Below are 21802 nucleotides of genomic sequence, written 5' to 3'. Positions count from 1 at the left end.
CGGTCGATGTCACTGCCCGGCGATATTCCAGCCGCGGCCGTGATCGCCAAAGCCCTCGCAGCCAGTAGCGGTAATTGCCACGGTGTCTTCGAGCTTGATGAAGCCACGCTCGGTATGGTGAAGTTCAGTCTCGATAGAGATCACCATGCCGTCCTCGAGCGGCTGCTCGCGGTGATGGGCTGTGTATTGTGGCACGGCCGTGCTCATCAGCCACGGGGCCTCGTGGCTTACGATGCCCATCCCGTGCGCGGAGAAGAACATCTTGTTGCTTGCCGAGCATTGCGCCAGGGCGCTATTGGCGTTTTCGAAGATTTCCGCACCGATCGTGCCCGCGCGGAGGTTCTTGCGAGCCGTCTGCTGTACGAGCTCGACCTGGCCAAGCAGATCGATAAGCTCCTGGTCCGGCTCCTTGGTGTAAGCCATGCGGCATACGTCACCTATATACCCCTTGTAGTTGCCGCCGGAATCGAGGGCGAGGGTTTCACCCTCCTCCCAGATCTTGTCATAGGGCGCGCGATTGAATGCCGTTCCGACGTTTGTCAGGGCGTACTCGAATTTCAGGCCTCGGGCGGTCTCTTCTTGGCGCAGCGCGTCGAACAGCACAAGTTTGCTGGTGCCCGGTCCATGCTTGGAGATCACCGAGAGCATCGAGTCGACGACCTTTTCGGAGGCTTCCTTCAGGATCTTCAACTCGCCGGGCGTTTTCAGTGCGCGGAGGATCTCGAGCGTGTAGGTCGCGTCCGCAAGTTCGACACCCGGGAGCTGTGCCTCGAGAACTCGGAACGCATCGATGGGCATGAACCCGACCTCGATGCCGACCCGCCCCTTCGCGCCGTTTACCTGCTTCAGCAGTTCAGCCGCCGCATTTGCATAGCCGGTGCTCACATAGTTCTTGAGGTTTAGGTTGGAGACCCAGAAACTGCCGAGTTGCTTCTCGTAGCGTTCCATCGGAGCGCCGACGTAGCCGGAGTCCAGCGGGCGGCCCTTCACGTAAATGAAGAACGGCAGATAGCGGCTGAGACCGTGTGCGTCCATGTAGTCGTAGAAGAAGAAGCGATACCCGCCCAGCAAGTACTGAATGCTGTGTTTGGAGGTGACGAGCAGCGCATCAAGCTTTGCTTCCTCCATAAGGCGATCGAGACGGTCCGTATCGAATGGCGGTTTGCCGAGCTTGGAGGTGTCCTCGACTGGATTCCCTTCCGAATATGCAAAGCTCATGGGTAGATTCCTTTCAGTGCGGTAGAATTTGTGGTTCTCGCGCCCGGAGCCTGACCGGGCGCAGTGTGGATGGCTGGGTTCGGTCAGATCGTCTGGGCTGGCCGACCCAAGGCCGGCTGGGGGCGGACTGGCACACTGTCCCGGACCGTGTCCTCCTCCGGCATCTCGCCGCTATCTAGGATCGCCTGGGCACGCTCCGTGTCCACGGCACCAACCCAGCGACCGACGACGAGCGTGGCGATGATATTGCTCGTGAGGTTCGTTGCTGCCCGGATTTCAGCCATGAAGCGATCAACTCCAACAAGGAGAGCGAGACCAGCCACGGGAAGAACGCCAATCGAGGGCATGGTCGCAGCGAGTGCAATGAAGCCGCCGCCCGTTACGCCCGCCGCACCCTTGGAGGTGAAGAGCATGATGAACAGAATGGTCATCTGGTGCCACAAGGTCAGGTCGGTGTTCGTCGCATGGGCGATGAAGAGTACCGCCATGGTCATATAGATCGCGGTTCCATCCATGTTGAAGGAGAAGCCGGTGGGCATCACCAGGCCGACGACTTCCTTGCGGACGCCGAGATGCTGCAGCTTTGCCATGGACCGCGGGATCATCGTTTCTGCGGAGGTTGCCGCGAATACCACCAGGATCTCGTCCTTGAAGTAGGATAGTACCTTCCAAAGACTGAATCCTGCCATCTTGAGGAAAGTGCCGAGGACAAACACCACGAACAGGATGCTGACGATGTAGACCGCGACGACAAGCTGACCGAGTTCCAGTAGGGAGCCGAGACCGTATTTGCCAATGGTGAAGGCCATGGCTCCGGCAGCGCCGAGGGGTGCGAACCGCATGATGATGTTGACCATGCCGAACAGGGCGTAGGATGCCGTTTCCAGAAAGCCGATGAACGGCTTTGCCTTGTCGCCGATCTTGCAGAGCGCAAGTCCGAAGAGCACGGCGATGAAGAGGACTGGCAAGATGTCGCCATTGACGAACGGGGACAGGAAGGTCGACGGAATGATGTTGATGAAGAAGTCCGTCAGCGTGACGTCATGTGCTTTCTGGACGAAGGTCGATACGGCTCCAGCATCGAGCGTCGCGGGGTCTGCGTTTATGCCCCTGCCGACAGGCCAGATGTTTCCGACGGCCATGCCAATGAGAAGAGCAAGCGTCGATGCCACTTCAAAGTAGATGATGGCCTTAATTCCGACCGAAGCAACTCTGCGCATGTCGCCGATGGTGGCGATCCCGACGACAATGGTCAGGAAGATGATCGGTGTCACGATCGCCTTGATGGCCTTGATGAACACGTCGCCAAAAGGCTTGAGGGCCACTGCGAACTGCGGCTCAAAATAGCCGATCGCAATGCCGATGATCACGCCGATGATGACTTGGATATAGAGCTTGCTGAGCCAGCGCATGACGATGTTCTGCTGGCCTGTCTCAGAAACTGTTGAAGATGCTTCTCGTGCCATGTGATCTCCTCCCGGCAGGCGAGTGACTATTCAACATGCTCCTGACGCTTCGGGGAATGCTCCGCGGTATGCAGCGTCAAAAGCTTTCTCGGGGGTAGCGGTAGGGCTACATCTCAAACTGGTGCAAGCGGGGCTGGCCTCCCTCATCCCGGCCAGCCCCGCGCCGTTACTCGGCGGCCTGTGCTATCGCGACCGACTGGTTGTTTTTCACCACAACCTTGATCGCGTCTTCGACGCGATCCTTCGCATAGCGAAGCGCTTCCGGAAGGTCCTCCATGTCGAACGTGTGGGTATGAATGATCCGTGCGTCGAAACGCTTCTGACGCATGAACGCCTCGGCGCGATGTGTCGCCGATTTGCCTTCACCGCGGATCCCGTAAAGGTAGATGTTGTTGCGTACGAGGTAGGCGACATCGATCGGCACCTCTTCGCTCGGAAAGGCTGCCAGGCAAATCTTGCCGCCGCGGTTGAGCATGCGTGCAGCTTCGTTGACCGCGTTCGGCGCTCCCGAGCATTCGACGACGTAGTCGACGCCCTTCCCGTCCGTCAGACGGCGCACGGCTTCGACGGCATCCTCGTTGCGAACGTTGATAACGTGGTCAGCCCCAAGCTGTTTTCCGATCTCCAGGCGATTGTCGCGGGTCCCGGTCAGGATGACTGGCTGTGCACCAAGGGCCTTTGCGACCGCCGCGCCGAGGAGACCGATCGGTCCCGGACCACTCACCACGACGGACTCGCCAGCGACCAGGCCGCCAAGCTCGGTAAGTCCATACATCGACGTGCCGGCAGTGACGACAAGCGTCGCCTCTTCGTCCGTCATCGAATCGTCAACATGGATCAGCGTATTGACATTGTTGACCTGATATTCGCAGAAGCCCCCATCGGTCGTGAAACCGTTGGCCCGATGCCCCTTGTCGAAATCACCGTAGTTCTTGCCGTAGTTGTGGCACGATGTGTACATGCCTTGGCGGCAACGCTTGCACTGCCCGCAACCTGCATGGATTTCGACGGTGACGCGGTCGCCGATATTGAACTCATCTACGCCGGGACCGAGGGCAACGACCGTGCCCATGTATTCATGACCGGGCGTGAAATTCTTGTTGAACGGCAAGCCGCCCTGAATCTGTGCGGGCGGGCCATGGGCGATGATCTCGAGATCGGTTGCGCAGATCGCGACGGCATCGATCCGAACCAGGACTTCGGCCTTCTTCGGCGTGGGGACTGACTTGTCAACCAGGGTGAGCTGACCGGGATCGCCAAGCACCCATGCCTTCATCGTTTCCGGAATCGGAAAGTCGGGTTGGGTTTTCACGTTTGCAGACTGCGGCATGCTTCTCCTCCTTTAGGAAATACATTCTCGTTTGCCCGGTAGAAACTACTGGGCATTTGGTGGTTATTGGTTCGATTCAACTTGAAGGAGCACTCTTACTTGATGACCTAAGAATTGAGGTCTGTGTGCTCCGTTTGTTTCTTGAAGTATCGTCGCATTGGCAGTTTCACGCGTCAACGAAACAGCGTGGTCTTTCGCAATGTGAAATTCACGCCGCGGACGCGGATGCCGCATCTCGTTCCTCGGCGGTCAAATACGCCGCGACGACCTCGACCTCCTTCTTCGAGCCAAAGACAAAGGGGCTACGCCCGTGAAGGTCAGAAGGTGACAGGTCGAGCATTCGCCGATGGCCGTCGGTAGCGGAACCACCCGCCTGCTCGATGCAGAATGCGATCGGATTTGTTTCGTAGATCTGCCTAAGGCGACCGCTGCCATAGCCCTTGCGTTGATCGCCAGGGTAAAGAAAGACACCCCCGCGCTGAAGGATTCGGAACGTGTCTGCGACAAGCGACCCGGCATATCGCATTCCGAAGTTCCAGGTGCGCGGCCCCTCCTCGCCCGCCTCGGCATCTTCGATGTAACGTCTAGTCCCACGAGTCCAGTGGCGGCGATTGGACGAATTGATCGAGTACTCCCGGGTCTCGGGGGGAATGGCGTGTGCTTCGCGCATCAAGACAAAACCGACACTGTCCCCGCGCCAGATGAACGTCATCGTCCCTGAACCTACCGTCAGGACGAGCAGGAGCTGTGCGCCATAGATGAAGAACCCGGCCGCGACTTGACGGTCTCCGGGCTGCTCGAAAGCGGAGCGCGGGTCTGTGGCACCGACGTCGAAGGGCAGTAAGGAGAAGATCGTACCGACCGCAATGTTCGTTTCAATGTTGGAGGAACCGTCCAGCGGATCGATGGCAAGCGCCAAAAGGCCCTCGTCGCAGAGTTCGATTGGTTCCTCCTGCTCCTCGGAACCGTAAAGGCGCACGGGCGACATTGACGCAGCAGCTAGAAAAGTATCGTCAGCGAACACATCGAGAGGTTTTTGAGTCTCCCCGCTGGCATTGGAGGAAGTATCACCTACCGATCGCCGTTCGGGAACTCGGCCCGAAGCAATCGCACGATGAACCGTAACGGCCGCCGCAGATAGGTGAAGGACCGTCTGCCCGACGTCGCGCAACAAAGGCGAAGAGGCAAACTCGTCGAGATAACTTGCGAGAGAGGCAGTCATGCTTCGAATCCTTGATTTAACATGGTGAAGGCCGATTATTCAGGTTCGTGCCACGTGCGCCCGTCTCGCTCGATAAGAGCGATCGCGCTTGACGGCCCCCACGTCCCCGATGCGTAACCTTGGACCTTATGCTCGGTTTCCTGCCATGCCGCCAAAATGGGATCGACCCATTCCCAGGCCGCTTCAACTTCATCGCGGCGCATGAAGAGCGACTGGTCGCGGCGGATCACGTCCATCAAAAGGCGCTCGTACGCATCGGGATGGCGAACGCTGAATTGTTCCGCGAAACTCATGTCGAGTGACACCTGTCTTAGCCGCATGCCGCCCGGACCGGGATTCTTGATCATGAGCCATTGCTTGACACCCTCACCGGGCTGCAGACGCAGCACCAGCCGGTTCTGCGAGATGTGCCCACTGGACTCATCGAAAATCGACATCGGGATGGACTTGAACGTAACAACGATTTCCGAGGCGCGGGTCGGCATGCGCTTGCCGGTCCTCAGGTAGAAGGGCACCCCGGCCCAACGCCAATTATTGACCTCGGCCTTGAGCGCGACAAAGGTTTCCGTATCGCTCGACGGTCCGCCCAGGTCGTCGAGATAGCCTTGTACGGCGCCGCCATCGCTGGCACCCGCACGGTACTGGCCTCGTACCGTTAGCTGCCGGACGTTGGCCGGCGTGATCGGCTTCAGCGCCCGAAGGACCTTCAGCTTCTCGTCCCTTATTGCATCCGCCGTGAACGTCGAGGGCGGCTCGAGCGCAACAAGCGCCAGGAGTTGCAGCAGATGATTTTGCACCATGTCGCGCAACGCACCTGCGGTGTCGTAGTATCCTGCCCGGCTACCCAGGCCCACGCTCTCGGCGACCGTTATCTGGACATGGTCAATGAACGACGAATTCCAGACCGGATCGTAGAGGGTATTGGCAAAACGCAATGCCATCAGGTTTTGGACGGTCTCTTTGCCCAAGTAATGATCGATGCGAAAAACCTGGTTTTCGTCAAAGTGCCGCGCAATCTCGGCATTGAGATCACGAGCAGAAGTCAGGTCCCGTCCGATTGGTTTTTCGATAACCAGACGCGTCCGAGCGTTGACGAGCCCGAAGGATTTGAGCTTCGCTGCGATCGCGCCGAAGATCGAGGGCGCCACGGCCAGATAGAAGGCGCGAACACGATCCGCACCACCTTTGTCGAGGAAAGTTTTCAACTCCTTCCAGCCGTTCGCTCCAGTTGCATCTACGCTGATGTAGGCCAGCCGCGAGAGAAACCGTTCCAGGACGTTGCTAGTCAGGTCACTTGCGGCAACGTACGTCTGCAAGGCTTTGCGTGCGAAGGCGCGGTAATCTTCATCCGAACGCGCCGTCCGGGAGACGCCGACAATGCGCGCGCCGTCCGGCAGGTTGTTGTCGCGATCGCGGTGGAAGAGAGCTGGCAGCAGCTTACGCTCTGCAAGATCACCACCCCCGCCGAAAATGACATAGTCGAACAGGTCGACCGTAGCATTGACGCTTACCATCATATCCTCCTTAGACCGCAGGCCATTGATGGTGGAAACTGCCGTCACTATCGAGGCGACGGAAGGTATGCGCACCGAAGAGGTCGCGCTGCCCCTGGATCAAATTTGCCGACCCGCGTTCGCGTCGATAGTCGTCGAAATATGCAAGCGAGGCGGATAGGGCCGGCACCGGAATGCCCGCGTTCACGGCCTTTGCGACAACACTTCGCAATGCATGTTGGCCTTCGCTTACCCGCTTTGCAAAAGAATGCTCTTGAAGCAGATTGGCGACTTCGCCCCCGGTTTCGTAGGCCTGCGTGATGTCCTTGAGGAAGACCGATCTGATGATGCAGCCGGCTCGCCATATCCGAGCGATTTCCCCAAGCGGCAAATCCCAATTGTATTCGCGAGAGGCGGCCGACATGATCGCATAGCCTTGAGCGTAGGCGATGATTTTAGCCGTCTCCAGCGCGGCTTCAAGTTCCGCCACACTTGCCTGGTCGGCGCCGAACGCGCCATCGTTAAGGATGATATCGTAGTAGATCTTTCCGGTAACGAGCCGCTCCTTTCGCAGCGAGGACAGGCTACGGGCAGAAACCGCCGCTTCGAGAGTTGTTGCACCGATGCCCAGCTTCTGAGCCTCGATCACCGACCATCGACCGGTTCCTTTCTGGCCCGCTTCGTCGACGATCACGTCTACGAGCGGCTTACCGCTTTTGGAATCGGGCTCGGCGAGTACCGTTGCACTGATCTCGATTAGGTAGGACGACAGTCCGCGCTCGTTCCAGTCTCGGAAGATGTCCGCCATCTGCGATGCGGAGAGCTTCATGCCGTCGCGCATGATGCTGTAAATCTCGGCAATCATCTGCATATCGGCATACTCGATGCCATTGTGGATTGTCTTCACGAAGTGTCCCGCACCATCGGGACCGAGCCATGCGACGCAAGGGCTGCCCTCATACTTGGCGGAAATCGGCTCGAGCAATGGCTTCAGCCTGCTCCATACCCGCTGGTCGCCCCCGACCATGATCGAAGGTCCATGGCGGGCGCCAAGTTCACCACCGGAGACACCCATTCCTACGAAATGAAAGCCGTCGCTATCCCACCTGCGGTTTCGGGCAACCGTATCGTTGAAATCCGTATTACCTGCATCGATGACGATGTCGCCTTTATCCAGGAGCGGTGCGAGGACCTCAAGCTGTTCATCGACGGCTGCGCCCGCATTGACCATCAAGACAATGACACGCGGAGAACGCAGCGATGCTACGAAGCTTTCGATCGATGTCTGCGGATGCAGCCGCTCGGCAAGCTCCGGGTTGTCTGCGGCCAACTTTTCCGCCTTCCCCGGTGTGCGATTGAACAACGCGACCTCGGAGCCCTTCTCGGCAAAATTGAGTGCGAGCATGGCACCCATCGTCCCGAGACCGACAACACCCAAATCAGCAATCTTCTCAGCCATTACTTCCTCCCGATGAATAGATCGACTGGCAGGACAAATACCTCGGAAGTACTTGCGCGTCGCTCTGTTGAACGGCGATTTTACAATGTGAAAATTCGAGCCGACTGGCTTTGGTGTGGGATCCCACTTGCGATTCCTCGCCCTGCTCTACAGAACACACGGGATGGCCTGGGCCAAACGGAGTCCTAGCGCGCTCGCATCACGCGGAAGCTGTAGGTCAGGTTCCAATGGAGTTTGGGGGCCTGGAGCGGCTTCGTGAACGAAACGGCGACGGTCCAGGGCGACCTGCCCAAGGCGGCAAAGCACTTGCGGCGTTCGTGACGCCGGCAAGTCAAGGGACCGCGGCACAAGACGGGGCGGCAGCGAGCCACGCCATCCTGGAGGCCCATCCCAAGCAGGCCATGACCGCTCGGGCATAGTGGAACACGCGACCGTGCAACCTCAGTAAACCACAAAAAAATCAAGTGTGGTCCGGCAGGCGCACCGGGGTTTTCATCGGCCCGGCACGGTTGGTCGGTTCAGACGAAACATCCTGCCGGCATCCGACCCGACAAGTCCCGAGCGCAGTCCACGACAGCGCGGGCTACGTGCTTCCGGTAATCTTCGCTGGCGCGCTTTCTAGGGATTGTCGCGCCAATCGAACAAACCACCGCACCCGACATATCGCGGACGACCGCCCCGTACCCGACGAGGTCTGCACGGAATTCACCATCGTCCATTGCAAAGCCCGAACGCCGCACAAGCCGCAGTTCTTCTATCAACCCGCCCAGCGACGTAATCGTTTTTTCCGTGAACGCCGTGAGCCCGTTGTCGGCCACTACGCGCGCCAGCTCGTTCTCAGGCAGCCACGCAAGGATCGCCTTTCCGGGGGCGGTTGCATGGACCGTATGGAGTTTCGTGTACTCGCGAAGATCGAGTTGCGGGGCGATGTGCGAGGGTAGTTGAATATGGGTCACCAGAGCGGCTCGGCGCAGGACGGCCATCTGTACGGCCTCGCGCAAGTTGACGTTCAGTTCCTGCAGGCTGGGGCGGACAAACTCCGCCAGATTGTAATCTCTGGCCGACTGGCGAGATATGGTCTCTAGCCGCGAACTAAGCGAATAACCACCGTTTCTACCGCCGTAGACAACGTAGCCTCTTCTCACAAGCGTCTTGATCAGATGGTGGCAGGTTGAAAGGTTGATCTCAACAACCTTTGCAATCTCATTGAGCATCAACGGGGCATCGCTGAGCGACAAGGCCTCCAGTATGGAAATGGCCCTGTCTACCGACTGGATGCTTTTACCTTCGCTCTTGCCAGAATCTGTGGTCGAAATCTTGTACTGGCTCTGCCGAGACTGGGCTTCGCGCCAAGCGCGATGATTAGCCGCTTCCATAAGCTCCTCCCAATGTTTCCTCCACCCGGAGGGTAGGATTGAGGCCGTTCCCGGTCAACATTTCATCGGGATAATTTTCACAATGTCAAAATCAATTCAGGGGCACGCAATCGATCTAACTCGGATCTGATGCCGTGCGATTTTCACCTCATGAAAAGCCGTCAAGCGAAGTTGACCGAGCCAAGGCCACCCCCTGTAATGCGGGGCCTGACAGACCGGCACGACGATAGTGCTGGTGGCTATTGCCCCAAGCGAGGTGGCACAGGGAGGACATATGAGCATTGAACTGAAGGCTATGAGTACACTCGCTGTCGAGCTCGCGTTGAAGACGGAGTTACTGCCTGCATGGGAATCTCTTGGTCATCACATTGATGTTGAATGGAATCCGACGGGCGTATTGATTGACGCAGTCCGCCGGGGTGAACGGGCAGATGTTCTGATCGCCATCGATCAGCCCATCGATGAACTGGTCCAGGCAGGGATATTGCTCGGCGGATCCGTTCGACCCCTCGCACGCGCCAGCTTCGGCCTCGGCGCACGCCGCGGCGAATCCCTGCCCGATATCTCGACCCCGGACTCATTCAAGCAGGCACTCCTTTCGGCACGATCGGTCGCCTATTCGCAGACAGGTGCCAGCGGCATTCATTTCAGGGACGTGATCGAACGCCTCGGGATCGCCGACGAGATCAATGAAAAGGCCACCATAATCCATGCCGGATTCACGGCGGACAAATTGATCTCCGGCGACGCTGATCTCGCCGTGCAGCAGGTTAGCGAATTGATGTCGATCGACGGTATCGAGGTGGTCGGTCCTTTTCCCGAGCCCTACCAGAAGCATACCGATTTCTCCGCAGCCGTTTTCTCCGACGCACCGAATCCTGAAGTTGCGCAGGCTTTTGTCCAGCACCTCACCGACACAAAGGCCGCCGGGATCTACGCCCGGTCCGGACTTGTACCGCGTGTTCGGCTCGCGGCGTAGGAAAGGAGGACGTTATGACGAAAGCTCGACCCCGCATTGTTCTCTTTCACGCGACGCCCGTAGCCATGGAACCGGTGAACACCGCCATGTCGACACACTGGCCGGAAGCCGAAGCGGTTAATCTGCTGGACGACGGCCTAACCATCGATCGCGCCAAAGAAGGTGCCGACATTTCCGAGGCATTGATCGGGCGTTTCGTCGATTTTGGCCGCTACGCGCAGCGGATTGGAGCCGATGGCATCCTCATCACGTGTTCGGCCTTCGGTCCGGCTATCGACCGAATGGTCGAGGTTCTACCGCTCCCCATCTTGCGGCCGAACGAGGCAATGTTCCGGGAGGCGATCACAGCCGGCAATAGGATTGGCATGCTGGCAACCTTCGCCCCCGCGGTATCCACGATGGAGGATGAATTCCGACAGTTCGCCAAGGAGGCCGGGTCGGCGAGCACACTCGAAACGATCGTCGTTCCCGACGCGATCGATTTGCTGCGGCGCGGTGAGGTAACCATGCATAATCGTCTTGTCGCTGACACGGCCCCTCGGTTTGCCGAACGGGACGCGATCATGCTGGCGCATTTTTCGACCTCTCGCGCAGCCGAGGAGGTCAGACGCAAGGTGAACACACCCGTCCTGACGGCCCCCGAGGCCGCCGTCACGCGCATGAAAACACTGGTCATGGAGTAAGAGATGCTACTCGGCGTCATCGCAGATGATTTCACGGGCGCGAGCGATATCGCCAATACGCTCGCCAAAGGTCTTCCCAGACAGGGCGGCCTGGCCACTTCGCAATTTATGGGCATTCCGGAAGGCGATGCCTCGCCTGATATCGAGGCGGGAGTGATCTCCCTGAAAACGCGATCGGTTCCATCCAAGGAAGCAGTCGAACGATCTCTCGAAGCCCTCCACTGGCTCAAGGCGCAGGGCTGCCGCCAAGTCGTTTTCAAGTATTGCTCGACATTCGATTCCACGCCGGAAGGCAACATCGGCCCCGTTGCGGAAGCGCTCGCCGACGCATTGAACGTGAAGGGCGTTGTCGCCTGCCCTGCATTCCCCGCCATGGGGCGCACGCTGTACCAAGGGCATCTCTTCGTCAACGACAAGCTCCTCAACGAATCCGGGATGCAGAACCATCCGTTGACACCCATGACCGACGCAAACATCCGGCGTTGGCTCCGGCTGCAAACCAGTACCGAAGTCGGCCTGGTAGCGACGGAAACCGTTCGGGGAGGAAAGAATGCCATTCGAACGGCCCTGAAGGCCAGTGCAGATCGCGGGGAAACGCTCGTCGTCGTGGACGCAGTCAGTGACGCGGATCTTGTTTCCATTGGACTCGCCTGCTCCGACTCACCGCTTTTAACCGGTGGATCGGGGATAGCGCTTGGCCTTGCCTCGAATTTCATTGCCAGTGGTCTTGCCAAGGGAGCGCGCGGGCGCTTCGAAGGCGTCAGCGGTCCCGAAGCAATTCTGGCCGGAAGCTGCTCCGGCGCGACACGAGGCCAGATTGACGTCCACACACGCAATCATCCGGCAATGACCGTCTCAGTCGACGACGTGATGAGCGGGCGAACGACATCGAACGATGTCGTTTCCTTCATCCGAGCCAATCACGGAAACGCGCCCCTGGTTTACTCTTCTGGCACGCCGGAGGACGTTGCGGCGGCGCAGGCGCGCTATGGCCGGGAAGCGGTCTCGGAGAGACTTGAGGGGTTGTTCGCCGACACGGCGCGCAAGCTCGTGGACGGCGGGGTCAACCGCCTTGTGGTAGCTGGCGGCGAGACTTCCGGGGCTGTAGCGCAAGCACTTGATCTCGGGGATCTAGCAATCGGCCCTGAGGTCAGTCCCGGCGTTCCCGTCCTTGTCAGCCGCCAGAAGGGCTTGGCACTCGCTCTGAAGTCCGGGAACTTCGGCGGTGCAAACTTCTTCGAGGAGGCACTAGCAGCACTGTCGGGGGAGAGCCGGCCATGACCAGCGAAGCTGAACTGCGCCGAAAGCTCGTGATTATGGGCGGCCTTCTATACACGCGACAACTCGCCCATGGTAGCGCGGGCAACCTGTCAGTGCTGCTGGACGACGGTTGCATTCTCGTCACCCCAACGAATTCAAGCCTCGGCTTTCTGGAGGAAGAACGGATCTCGAAGCTTTCACCGGAGGGTGAGCTGATCAGCGGAGATCCTCCCTCCAAGGAATACTTCTTCCACCTGGCAGTCTACCAGGAGCGTCCGGCGGCTCGTGCAGTCGTGCACCTCCACTCGACCTATTCGGTGGCTGTCTCCTGTCTCTGCCACGAGCAGACGGAAAATGTTTTGCCTCCACTGACCGCGTATCACGTCATGCGGGTCGGCAGGCTCCCCCTCGTCCGCTACTTCCGTCCGGGTGATCGGGCGTTGGCGGACGAAGTAAAGAAGGTCTCCCGGGATCACCGCTCCATGCTGCTCGCGAACCACGGGCCGATCGTCTCGGGCGCCAGTCTCGAAGAGGCGGTCTATGCCTACGAGGAACTCGAGGAAACAGCAAAACTGTTCTTCATTCTCGGCGACAGGAAGACTTCGCCCCTTCGCGCCGAAGAAATCGCCGAGATCAATAGAGCCTTCCCGAACTGAAAATCTCGAAGCCATACACGCCACACGGTGGCGAACCCACACACCAGGAGGAACCTTCATGACACTCGCTTCTATGCGCCAAATACTCGACCATGCCGCCGAGCGCGGCTACGGTGTTCCCGCTTTCAACATTACCAACCTGGAGACTCTCCTGGCAGTGCTCAGAGCGGCCGAACGCTCGAATAGCCCGGTGATCGTCCAAGCGAGTCAAAGCGCGCGCAAGTACGCCGACGATGTCCTTCTAAGCGGTCTGGTAAAGGCTGCGGCGCAGGGATTTCCGAAGGTGCCGGTCTGCTTCCATCAAGACCATGGGTCAACACCAGAAGTCTGCGAAAGTGCGATCGCACTCGGCTTCACGAGCGTGATGATGGACGGCTCGCTGGAATCTGACGGCAAGACGCCAGCCAGCTACGAGTACAACGTCGATGTGACCGCCAGGACCGTCGCGTACGCCCATGCGCGCGGGGTCTCGGTCGAAGGCGAAATCGGTGTTCTTGGCTCACTGGAAACGGGAGGCGGCGAACAAGAGGACGGTCACGGCCTCGTGGGGACGCTCGAGCGCGAAGAGTTGCTGACCGACCCGCAGCAGGCAGCAGATTTCGTCGCGGCAACAGGGGTCGATGCGTTGGCGGTCGCGATCGGAACGTCGCACGGCGCGTATAAGTTCTCCCGCAAGCCCACGGGCGACATACTGGCGATGGATGTCATCGCCGCGATCCATCAACGTTTGCCCTACACGCATCTGGTGATGCATGGAGCATCCACGGTGCCCGAGGATCTCCAGGATCTCATCAATGAGAGCGGCGGTCATATCTCCAAGACCTACGGGGTCCCGCTGGAGGAAGTTGAAAACGCCATTCGAATGGGAGTTCGAAAAATCAACATCGATACGGATCTGCGCATGGCGCTTACCGGTTCGGCCCGGGAGTACCTCAAGGCCAATCCGGGATCCTTCGACATTCGCGGCATGCTGAAACCCGGCATTGCTCGCATGCAGGCTGTGTGCCTCGAAAGATTCGAGCGGTTCGGAGCGGCTGGAAACGCCTCTCGGATTAGGGTGCTGCCGGCGGAATCGATGATCCAATTTTACGCCTGAATGCCCCGGGGCGAGTTTTGGGCGGTTCCATTCGGCGGTTGCCGCTCGGGCCGAGCAATTTAGTCAGATCGCCGAGAAGTGAGACTCGGCGATCTGTCGATATCCTCGCAGGCGCGCCAAGAAGCTCGTGCCGGAGCACAGAGGGCGGTTATGTGAAACTGGCTGTAGACGACTCCCTGCTCTGCCAGTGCTACGTCCGCCAAAGGCGAGGCCCGCGGCATCATATGGGTCGCCTCTCAGAACGTGTCGGTGTCCGCTCTGTCGCATTTGCGGAAGACCCGTCGGGGCACCAGGCTACGACAGGTCCACCTGGCCGTCATCTCCGCGCAAATGGCAGGAGAGCGTGACCCAACTAAAGCTCGCCCGTTACAAACTGCGCCGCGCCCCAGGCGAACGCGCCATACGGGTTACGAAATAACCTGCCGTACGGCCGGCTTCGACGTGGTCAATCCCTTCGTATCCGATCCGTGTCGAGCCCGGGACGTCCGAGACTCAGTTACGAGTGGTATGCCTCTGGAGCTCAGATCCTCTACAGCCGCGTGGACTAGCGGATGGTCTGGCAGGTAGGAGACCACCGCGTCGCAGGTTGTCCGGACCAATGCCCTAGCAAGAGTCTCCGGTCGCTCGTCGTCCAGAACGGTTCTATAAAGGATTATCGAGCGATCCAGCACACCTACCAGCCTTTTGAACTCGTATCCAAGTCTGCCGATCAGCGGCAGTTCTGGACGTGGCAGGACGACATCGATTCGGATTATCCTCCGATGAGCCTGAGGAAGAGTTCGCCGGAGACCTAGCTCCCTAGCGGCTTGCAGAACTTTCTTGCTCACCTCTTCACTGACATTGCCCCTGTCGTTTAGTACACGATCCACACTGGCGGTACCCACCCCAGCTCGTTTCGCAACGTCCAACAGTGTGGCTCGCCTGCCGACTTTCTTGTCTTTCATTACAGTGAAACCACACTAAGCGCGCCGCCGAAATCTCGGTCATAATATTATCTGAGAGCTGATCGATTTCAACATTGCCTCCCTGCCGCTAGTGACGGCATGGTCTTGAACGGGAATGAACCTACGACCAGCAGGGCAATTGAAACAAGAACACTGAATTTGTTCGATAATGCCCTTATCACCTATGGGAGCGCCGCAACGACGAACTCACCCTTGACGTAGTCCAACGCATCCTGATTTGATCATCACCAATGACGTCCCCACCACCACAAATGATCCGCGATCTTCGCACCGAGCTTGCCAATGCAATCGCGGACTTCAAAGCCTATGATGTGCCCGCCGTTTGCAAACGCCTTGGCCTGGCGGATGGCGATGGATCCGAAGCCTTCAACAGTAAGTACAAGTACGCCATAAGTCGGCTCACGGTCGTTCCTACAGAAGAGCTTCTGCCCTTGGCAAAGAAGCTTCTGCAGGAAGTCAGCAGCTATCGTCTCTCCGAGCAAGTTGCGAAACTGGAAGAGATCGGGCAACCCGCGATTACCGAGATCACACGCCGTCGGCTGCTATCGGTGTTCAAGACGCGGCCGTTGGCGACGGAAATGGAGGAGGTCGAGTTCGTACAGCGGGCATGGCCCGTCGCGGAAATCCCCTCACCGTACGGCTCTTCTGGCGGCATCCTCGACGATATCTATCAGCACACGGTGCGGAACTACGATTGGGAAACCGACGAGATGCTGATCCACCTTGGCTTCCTGACCTGTTCGCAAGCCCAGCTATTCCGATTCCTTGAGGAAGTCACCGCGCCTGTTGTTCAGACGCCGGAGGCTCAGGCATCCATAGTCGCGGAGTTGAACAGTCACCTGCGGCATGACGATTTCCGTCTTGCCGTGGCGAGGAAAATTTCGGGATCTCCCGTCTATGAAATGCAGCGCGCGGTTCTAGGCAGCCCGGCTGATCACGGTATTAGTGCGGCCCTGCAGGCCTTCGATCCGGACGACGTCCATGATCGATGGATCGCTGCGGTCGAGCGGCGCGCCGACGATCCGCGCGGCGCCATCACATTGGCGCGTACCCTTCTTGAGGACGTCTGCAAGTGGATCCTCGACGAAGCGCAAGTTGAATATCCGGACAATGCTGATCTTCCGGTTCTGTATCGGAAGCTTGCCAAGGTCCTCCGTCTGGCGCCCGACGACCATACGGAGCAGACCTTCAAGCAGCTCCTAGGCAGTTGTCAGCAGATTGTCGAACTCCTCGGATCTCTGCGCAGTAAGCTGGGTGATGCACATAGTCCCGGCCCCAAGAAGGCCAAGCCGCAGCCCCGTCATGCAGAACTTGCCGTGAACCTGTCCGGCACCATGGCGACCTTCCTGGTTGAGACATGGCGGGCGAGGAAAGCTGAAAGCGGTCTTCCCGCGTCGGCCAAATCGACCAATCCGGAAGTGTAGTTTGGAATTTTGTCTATGCCGGTTACGCCATCGCATCGCCCACGATCAGCCGGTCCTGAGTAGCACATGCCGGGAGTTACAGCGCCCGAATGCACATCGGGGAAGCTTTCGTTTCCGAGATCAAGCTACGAGAATAAGATAGCCCTTCCTTGAGCGGCTATTCCTGGGCTAAGTCTCAATCAGGATTTCAGGGGCCACCTCTGGCTGAATGCGGGTGCTGATCGGGGTATAGAGATCGACCTCCGCCGCGGTTCGCAATGTTGCCGCAAGCGCATATCGAACGACCGTATCGCCCCTTCTCTGCCCCGTGTTCTCCCGCCACCAGCCGCCGGTCGGATAGATGGCAATCGCATCACGCTGGGAAAGCTCGACTGCATTGCCCTCCCAGATATCCGCATGTAGGGAACCCCGATTGCGCAGCACAGGCCCCAGTGTCCAACCTGCGTCGCCGGCCGCCCTTGCCGGCGGCCGGGCGCCCGCGGCAGCATTGATACGGCGCAAGAACACGTCGGCGCGCTCGTCGCTCGGCTTCAAAGCGAACCTCAATCCATGCGAGGCATAGCTGTGACGCCGGGTCTGGCCGCGCTCACCTGGGTTTGGCTCGATGAAATAGCTCAGCGTGATCCGCAGCTGAACCTGAGTTTCGCCAAGAGCTTCGAGCTCCCGTGTTGGCCAGGGCAGCTCATGCAGCACCATATCCTTGGTTTCGATCTTGCTTCCGCCGGTGATGAAGGGCTGCATCTCGGTCTCGACGACCATGGTAACGTCATTGTTGAGACTGCCGAGCGCCCGCACTATGGACGGCACCCCGAAACCATAGCGCCGCAGCAGCGCGTTCTTGTTGATCGCGCCGAGATGGGCCTTCATCGCCGGCGTCCATTCTGCCGAATGCACGATCAGGGCTCGGACTGTTTCAGGCCACAGGGTTGGACGCTGAACAAGGATGCGCGCGCCCATTCTTGCCGCAAGCGCCGTTGCCGCACTGGTTTCGCCGGTCGTCGTGAACGCACGGTTCTCTGGCGTCCGGTGGGTCGTCAGGAGGGCGAGGTCGTCGAGTTGGTCTCCGACGAGCGTGGCTGGATCGATGCCGAGATTGCCGCCTTCGAACACGACATCCGGCTTGAGCGGCCAATCATGGTTCCAGCTGACGGAGGTGCGGCTGCGAGGCATAAGATCGCCGACCTGCGCCATCGCACCCCATCCATTGAAGACAGGATCAGTGATCGTTGTTTTCTCGGTGAAGGCACCGACTGTCAGTACGTTCCATGCCTGCGCCGGGCTCTCGATCGGCGTGGCATCGTTGCGTTCGAGATAGTCGTTCTGGTGGATGTCTTCCCGGATATTGCCTGCAGAGACCGCGATCAGTCGCGGCGCGTTATCGGCGCCATAGGCGAGCTTATCGAGCGCGGCGGACCACGACGAGGGGCGGCCGCGCCAGTGATCGCCATCACTGGTAAGTGCGAGACAGATCGCCCGGGGCCGGTTCGGTGCCACGATCTCGGCCCGCGCGATCGATTGGGCAGTGATCGCGCCGAAGAGGTCGGGATCGTTTGCGCCGTGGTCGGGCAGGATCTTCACCGACTCCAGACGGTGTGTCAGGACGATCTGTCCATCGCCGGCGAGACTGTCGGTCAAGTCACCGTAGAGGGCGACGCCCGAAAGCTGGGTGCCATGCCCGCCGTGGCCCTGATTGCTGATGTCTTCGACGTTCCAGCCCGGATCAAATGCTTGCTGATCCGCCTGAGCAAGAGCCGGCTGAATCAGGGGGTGGCGGCGTGTCGAACCGGAATCAAGAAGACAAACTGCAGGCCCGTCTTCATCGGGGGCAACAATGCGGCCCGCCGTTTCCGCAACCCATACTCTCTGTTCCGCGCCATCCATTTCCATGAAGAAAGCCGGGGTATCACGGGCCGTTCTCAGCTCCGCGATCGCATCGGTGTTCGCGATGATCCGGCCGAGCGTCTCGGCAGTAGCATGGACGATCAACACCTCGCGCTCCGGAAACTGCAGAGCATGTTGACGGAGGGGCAACTCCAATCGCCGCGCCGCCGCCGCGAAGGTGTCCACTGTCCCGAGGCGGAGCCAGACCTCCCACCAAATGCCGGTCGCAGGGGCCGGAAAGAACGCCTCGTCGTCGGTATAGAGGGACCTTGCTACCGCCAGGCGTGCGGTTTCGAGGGAAGCCACCAGCACTTCGTTCTTGGGGCCGTTGTTCCTCTCAACGATCTCCCCGTCGACCTCCACTTTCTGAATTCGGTCCTCGTCGCGATATTGAGCGACCTTTTTCAGATAGTAGTCTCGCTGCCGTTCAGGAACGAATACAGTGGCGGCGATCGTGTCCCCTCCCTCTCCCACCGGACGAACGCTGACGAGTTCGATCGGAAACTTGCCCTGGCGGTTTTCGAGCTTATCGACGATCTCGCCCTGCGATGAGGGCAGCTCAAATTCGAGATAAAAACCAGGCGTTCCGCCGGCAAGTTCCGGCTCGCGGGCCTTCAACCGGACGTCGGCATCCGCAATGGCGCGCGTGAGAGCTTCGGTCAGCTTTCCCGCATGTTCGGCTCGCTCGCGCGCCGGGACGTCCACGCCGCCACCGCCACCTCTGGCAGTGTAGTGTTGAATGTCCCCATGACCGGGCAGATAGACGTGTTGGAGTGGACGCGGTGGTTCTTCTGCCATCGTTTACTGCGACGCCGCTCCTTTGCGTTCGGCGATCGCAATGACGAGATCGTTCTGGGTAATGCGTTCCCGGTCGGAAAGGATGACCAATTTTGCCGCGTCAGCCGCGGCCCTGACGATCTCGGCCTGACTCAAACCCGCAGCGTCGGAAACTGCTTTTGCCCAATTGATATCGCGAGTGTCGAAGCTGGAGAGCCGTGCCTGAAAAATGCCCGTTGCGACCTCGGCGCTCGGTAAACTGTACTCGATGACGTCGTCGAACCTGCGGAAGAGTGCAGGATCGAGCAGTTCCGGATGGTTCGTCGCGGCCACCACCAGACCGTCGCTCTCATCCTCTTCGAGGAACTGGAGGAACGAATTGAGGATGCGCCGGACCTCCCCGACGTCGTTTCGTTCAGCTCGCTTCGCCCCGATGGCGTCGAATTCGTCGAAAAAGTAGACGCCCTTGGTTTCGTGCATAGCCGAAAACACCAGTCGCAGCTTCGAAGCGGTCTCCCCCATGAATTTCGTCATCAATCCATCGAGCTGAACGGTGAACAAAGGCGTGTGGAGTTCACCGGCGAGAGCAGCGGCCGTCATGGTCTTTCCGGATCCCGGCGGACCGACAAGCAGCAGCTTGCGACGTGGTGTCAGTCCATGGCTGCGCAGTTTGTGCTGCTGCCGCTGCTCGAGGATGACACGCTTCAGCCGAGCCTCGAGCTCAGTCGGAAGAACCATGCTCGACAACCTGACGTCGGCATAGCGAACGGCAACGAGGTTCGCGAGATCGCCTCGCGGCTGCGCGAGGGGTACAGGAGCCTTCTTCCGCCCGGACCCACGATCCATGTTGGCACGCGCGGCGTCGACAAGTTCACGAAGTTGCATTGCGAGTTTGCCGTGGCCTCTTCGGGCCTCATTCGCAGCAGCCTGCAGCGCAATCGTCAGAAATTGCTCGTCGTCGCCGTCAACGTGGCTCTTCAAGAGCGAGATTAACTGCTGGGCGGTCGTCATGACGCAGCCGCTCGGCTCGAGCGTCGCGCTCCTTCTGATCCTAATGTCCAATTTCGCGTCATCGTGATCCTCTCGCGGCGACTCATCGGCACTTTCGAGAGATAGACGCCTCTCCCCAAGAACTGGTTAAAATCCAGTTTATTGATGGTCGTTGCGAAAATCAATTTAACGGTGCAACAGTTCCCAGGAATTGACGAGACAGTACAAAGAAACTTCACCGCAACCAAGGATAGCATGTGCGACGTAATTTTTTCACCCTGGACCTTCTCTTCACTCTGCAATGAAAATCGGCACGCGAATTTACAGAGGGGCCGCCCTGGCTATCTTATCACGAGAGCGTCAAACGTTCATCGTCGCCCAGCCTTGGGTTTTCTGCAGGACCCCGCCCTGTCCAACCTCCAAGACCTGATCTAGTCGAAGGTGGGGCAGCCGTCTCGTTCGAAAACCGCGTCAATGCGATCGGGAAACTGCGGTCAGCAAAAGACCGGCCTTTAAATGTCATCGTCAGCGGATAGGATCGACCAACGATCGCTTCGATCCCAACTTTACCTGTCGCCCAATCCGGCTCTGCGCTCACCGCCCTTCGCCGTGTCCGGAGGATCGACTGCGCAATTGTGATTTTGTGCGTAGGGGCACGAACATCACGGTCGGCATCGAGGAGAACCAGATCTTCGACATGGACAAGCTCACTGGAAATCCACATGCTGGCAGCAGCTTCATGGAAATGGGCCCGTTCGGTGAAACCCGGTCTTATCGGGCTGCGGCGAACAATCTCATCGAACCGCGCAAGCTTGTCTTCAGCTTGTTTAATCGCCAGAAGCAGCCCCAGCTTACCCCCGCTTACCCCGCTTAGTACGGGGGCAAAATCGGTGGCAGCAGTTTCGGTGAGCGAGCATAGAAGTGTGCATAACCCGGCGTTTTGAGACTTGATTGATAGCCCGGGGATTCTCCTGCAGGGGCAAATCATGATTTGATTCTGGTTATCGATGGTAGATCGACAAAGCTCGCGAATCTCTCTTGTCAGTCGCCTGAATGAGCGGATTCCCTACAAATCCGGGCGTTTTACATGGAATAACGACATACGCCCCCCAAGGGAGGCGACAGAGGTTAGGAGTATCCGTGGCTGCCGCGAATCAACAGGTTCAGATGGCAATCCCCCACATCATCGCGTCTCGGCGAGCGCAACAAAGAGCGGCGGGCAACCGACCCTGCCTAGATCCGTAGTCTATGTTGTCAGCCGCGCCGTGCCAGCGACCGCGCAATGTCGACGATATCATCACGGCCAGCGGTTGGATCCTCTCTGTTCCAGGCAATGCCAAGCCCGATCCTAAAGTCGATCCCGCTTACCTTCTTCAGTTCAAAGCCGCGATTGGGAAGATCAAGCGTCCATTCCGGGGCAAAGCCGATGCCAAGCCCGGCAGAGACCAGCGACACCAGCGCATAGGTGTCATCGCAGCTGAAGGCAATGTTGGCGGTGAGGTCGTATTCGGCGAACTTCTCATTGAA

Annotated in this window: 18 protein-coding genes; 7 read left to right on the top strand and 11 right to left on the bottom strand. The window is 59.0% G+C overall.

What is annotated here, in order from left to right:
- Positions 1–9: 9 nt before the first annotated feature.
- From AC1DPR_RS29610 to AC1DPR_RS29580, 7 genes are all read right to left on the bottom strand, one after another.
- On the bottom strand, positions 10–1218 hold the full coding sequence (locus AC1DPR_RS29610; RefSeq protein WP_477817795.1) for a M24 family metallopeptidase: 1209 nt from the start codon (positions 1216–1218) through the stop codon (positions 10–12).
- Between the two features lie 83 nt (positions 1219–1301).
- Positions 1302–2684 (bottom strand): C4-dicarboxylate transporter DctA, encoded by a 1383-nt coding sequence (gene dctA / locus AC1DPR_RS29605; RefSeq protein ID WP_477817794.1) that lies wholly within the window; start codon positions 2682–2684, stop codon positions 1302–1304.
- 166 nt (positions 2685–2850) lie between these two features.
- Positions 2851–4014 (bottom strand): zinc-dependent alcohol dehydrogenase, encoded by a 1164-nt coding sequence (locus AC1DPR_RS29600; RefSeq protein ID WP_477817793.1) that lies wholly within the window; start codon positions 4012–4014, stop codon positions 2851–2853.
- Between the two features lie 208 nt (positions 4015–4222).
- Entirely contained in the window at positions 4223–5236 is a 1014-nt protein-coding gene (locus AC1DPR_RS29595; RefSeq protein ID WP_477817792.1) for a class 1 fructose-bisphosphatase, read from the bottom strand.
- 35 nt (positions 5237–5271) lie between these two features.
- Positions 5272–6750, bottom strand: coding sequence for a glucose-6-phosphate dehydrogenase (gene zwf, locus AC1DPR_RS29590; protein WP_477817791.1), 1479 nt, complete (start codon positions 6748–6750; stop codon positions 5272–5274).
- Between the two features lie 10 nt (positions 6751–6760).
- Complete coding sequence (gene gndA / locus AC1DPR_RS29585) at positions 6761–8188, bottom strand: NADP-dependent phosphogluconate dehydrogenase (protein ID WP_477817790.1); 1428 nt, start codon at positions 8186–8188, stop codon at positions 6761–6763.
- A 518-nt stretch (positions 8189–8706) separates the two neighbouring features.
- Positions 8707–9564 (bottom strand): IclR family transcriptional regulator, encoded by an 858-nt coding sequence (locus AC1DPR_RS29580; RefSeq protein WP_477817789.1) that lies wholly within the window; start codon positions 9562–9564, stop codon positions 8707–8709.
- Between the two features lie 274 nt (positions 9565–9838).
- Between AC1DPR_RS29580 and AC1DPR_RS29575 the strand changes: the two genes are divergently transcribed.
- The 5 genes from AC1DPR_RS29575 to fba are packed head-to-tail and all read left to right on the top strand — an operon-like array spanning position 9839 to position 14238.
- The gene (locus AC1DPR_RS29575; protein ID WP_477817788.1) at positions 9839–10543 is read left to right on the top strand and encodes a molybdate ABC transporter substrate-binding protein; all 705 of its coding nucleotides are present in this window, start codon (positions 9839–9841) and stop codon (positions 10541–10543) included.
- Between the two features lie 14 nt (positions 10544–10557).
- Complete coding sequence (locus AC1DPR_RS29570) at positions 10558–11226, top strand: aspartate/glutamate racemase family protein (RefSeq protein WP_477817787.1); 669 nt, start codon at positions 10558–10560, stop codon at positions 11224–11226.
- A 3-nt stretch (positions 11227–11229) separates the two neighbouring features.
- Positions 11230–12507, top strand: coding sequence for a 3-oxo-tetronate kinase (otnK, locus tag AC1DPR_RS29565; protein ID WP_477817786.1), 1278 nt, complete (start codon positions 11230–11232; stop codon positions 12505–12507).
- Positions 12504–13142, top strand: coding sequence for a 3-oxo-tetronate 4-phosphate decarboxylase (gene otnC, locus AC1DPR_RS29560; protein ID WP_477817785.1), 639 nt, complete (start codon positions 12504–12506; stop codon positions 13140–13142). The genes otnK and otnC overlap by 4 nt, the downstream gene beginning before the upstream one ends.
- 58 nt (positions 13143–13200) lie before the next feature.
- On the top strand, positions 13201–14238 hold the full coding sequence (fba, locus tag AC1DPR_RS29555; RefSeq protein ID WP_477817784.1) for a class II fructose-bisphosphate aldolase: 1038 nt from the start codon (positions 13201–13203) through the stop codon (positions 14236–14238).
- 407 nt (positions 14239–14645) lie between these two features.
- Here fba and AC1DPR_RS29550 read toward each other — a convergent pair whose 3' ends face one another.
- A complete protein-coding gene (locus tag AC1DPR_RS29550) occupies positions 14646–15182 on the bottom strand; it encodes a LacI family DNA-binding transcriptional regulator (RefSeq protein ID WP_477817783.1) in 537 nt (178 codons plus the stop codon).
- A gap of 251 nt (positions 15183–15433) precedes the next feature.
- Here AC1DPR_RS29550 and AC1DPR_RS29545 point away from each other — a divergent pair, with 251 nt between their 5' ends.
- The gene (locus AC1DPR_RS29545) at positions 15434–16627 is read left to right on the top strand and encodes an abortive infection family protein (RefSeq protein ID WP_477817782.1); all 1194 of its coding nucleotides are present in this window, start codon (positions 15434–15436) and stop codon (positions 16625–16627) included.
- A gap of 168 nt (positions 16628–16795) precedes the next feature.
- On the opposite strand, the gene AC1DPR_RS29540 is transcribed toward AC1DPR_RS29545, so the two are convergent.
- Together AC1DPR_RS29540 and AC1DPR_RS29535 are read right to left on the bottom strand one after the other, a co-directional pair.
- The gene (locus AC1DPR_RS29540) at positions 16796–19306 is read right to left on the bottom strand and encodes a S8 family peptidase (protein ID WP_477817781.1); all 2511 of its coding nucleotides are present in this window, start codon (positions 19304–19306) and stop codon (positions 16796–16798) included.
- 3 nt (positions 19307–19309) lie between these two features.
- Entirely contained in the window at positions 19310–20296 is a 987-nt protein-coding gene (locus AC1DPR_RS29535) for an AAA family ATPase (protein WP_477817800.1), read from the bottom strand.
- Positions 20297–20918: 622 nt separating this feature from the next.
- Between AC1DPR_RS29535 and AC1DPR_RS29530 the strand changes: the two genes are divergently transcribed.
- Positions 20919–21149 carry a hypothetical protein gene (locus tag AC1DPR_RS29530; protein ID WP_477817780.1) on the top strand — a complete coding sequence of 77 codons (231 nt, stop codon included), beginning with the start codon at positions 20919–20921 and terminating at the stop codon, positions 21147–21149.
- 380 nt (positions 21150–21529) lie between these two features.
- On the opposite strand, the gene AC1DPR_RS29525 is transcribed toward AC1DPR_RS29530, so the two are convergent.
- Positions 21530–21802: LysR substrate-binding domain-containing protein (locus AC1DPR_RS29525; protein WP_477817779.1), on the bottom strand; the 273-nt coding region annotated here is incomplete at its 5' end.

Source organism: Rhizobium sp. 01T417 (assembly GCF_056398905.1).
The sequence above is the reverse complement of the archived record's forward strand: the minus strand, read 5'-3'. Positions and strand labels throughout refer to the sequence as shown.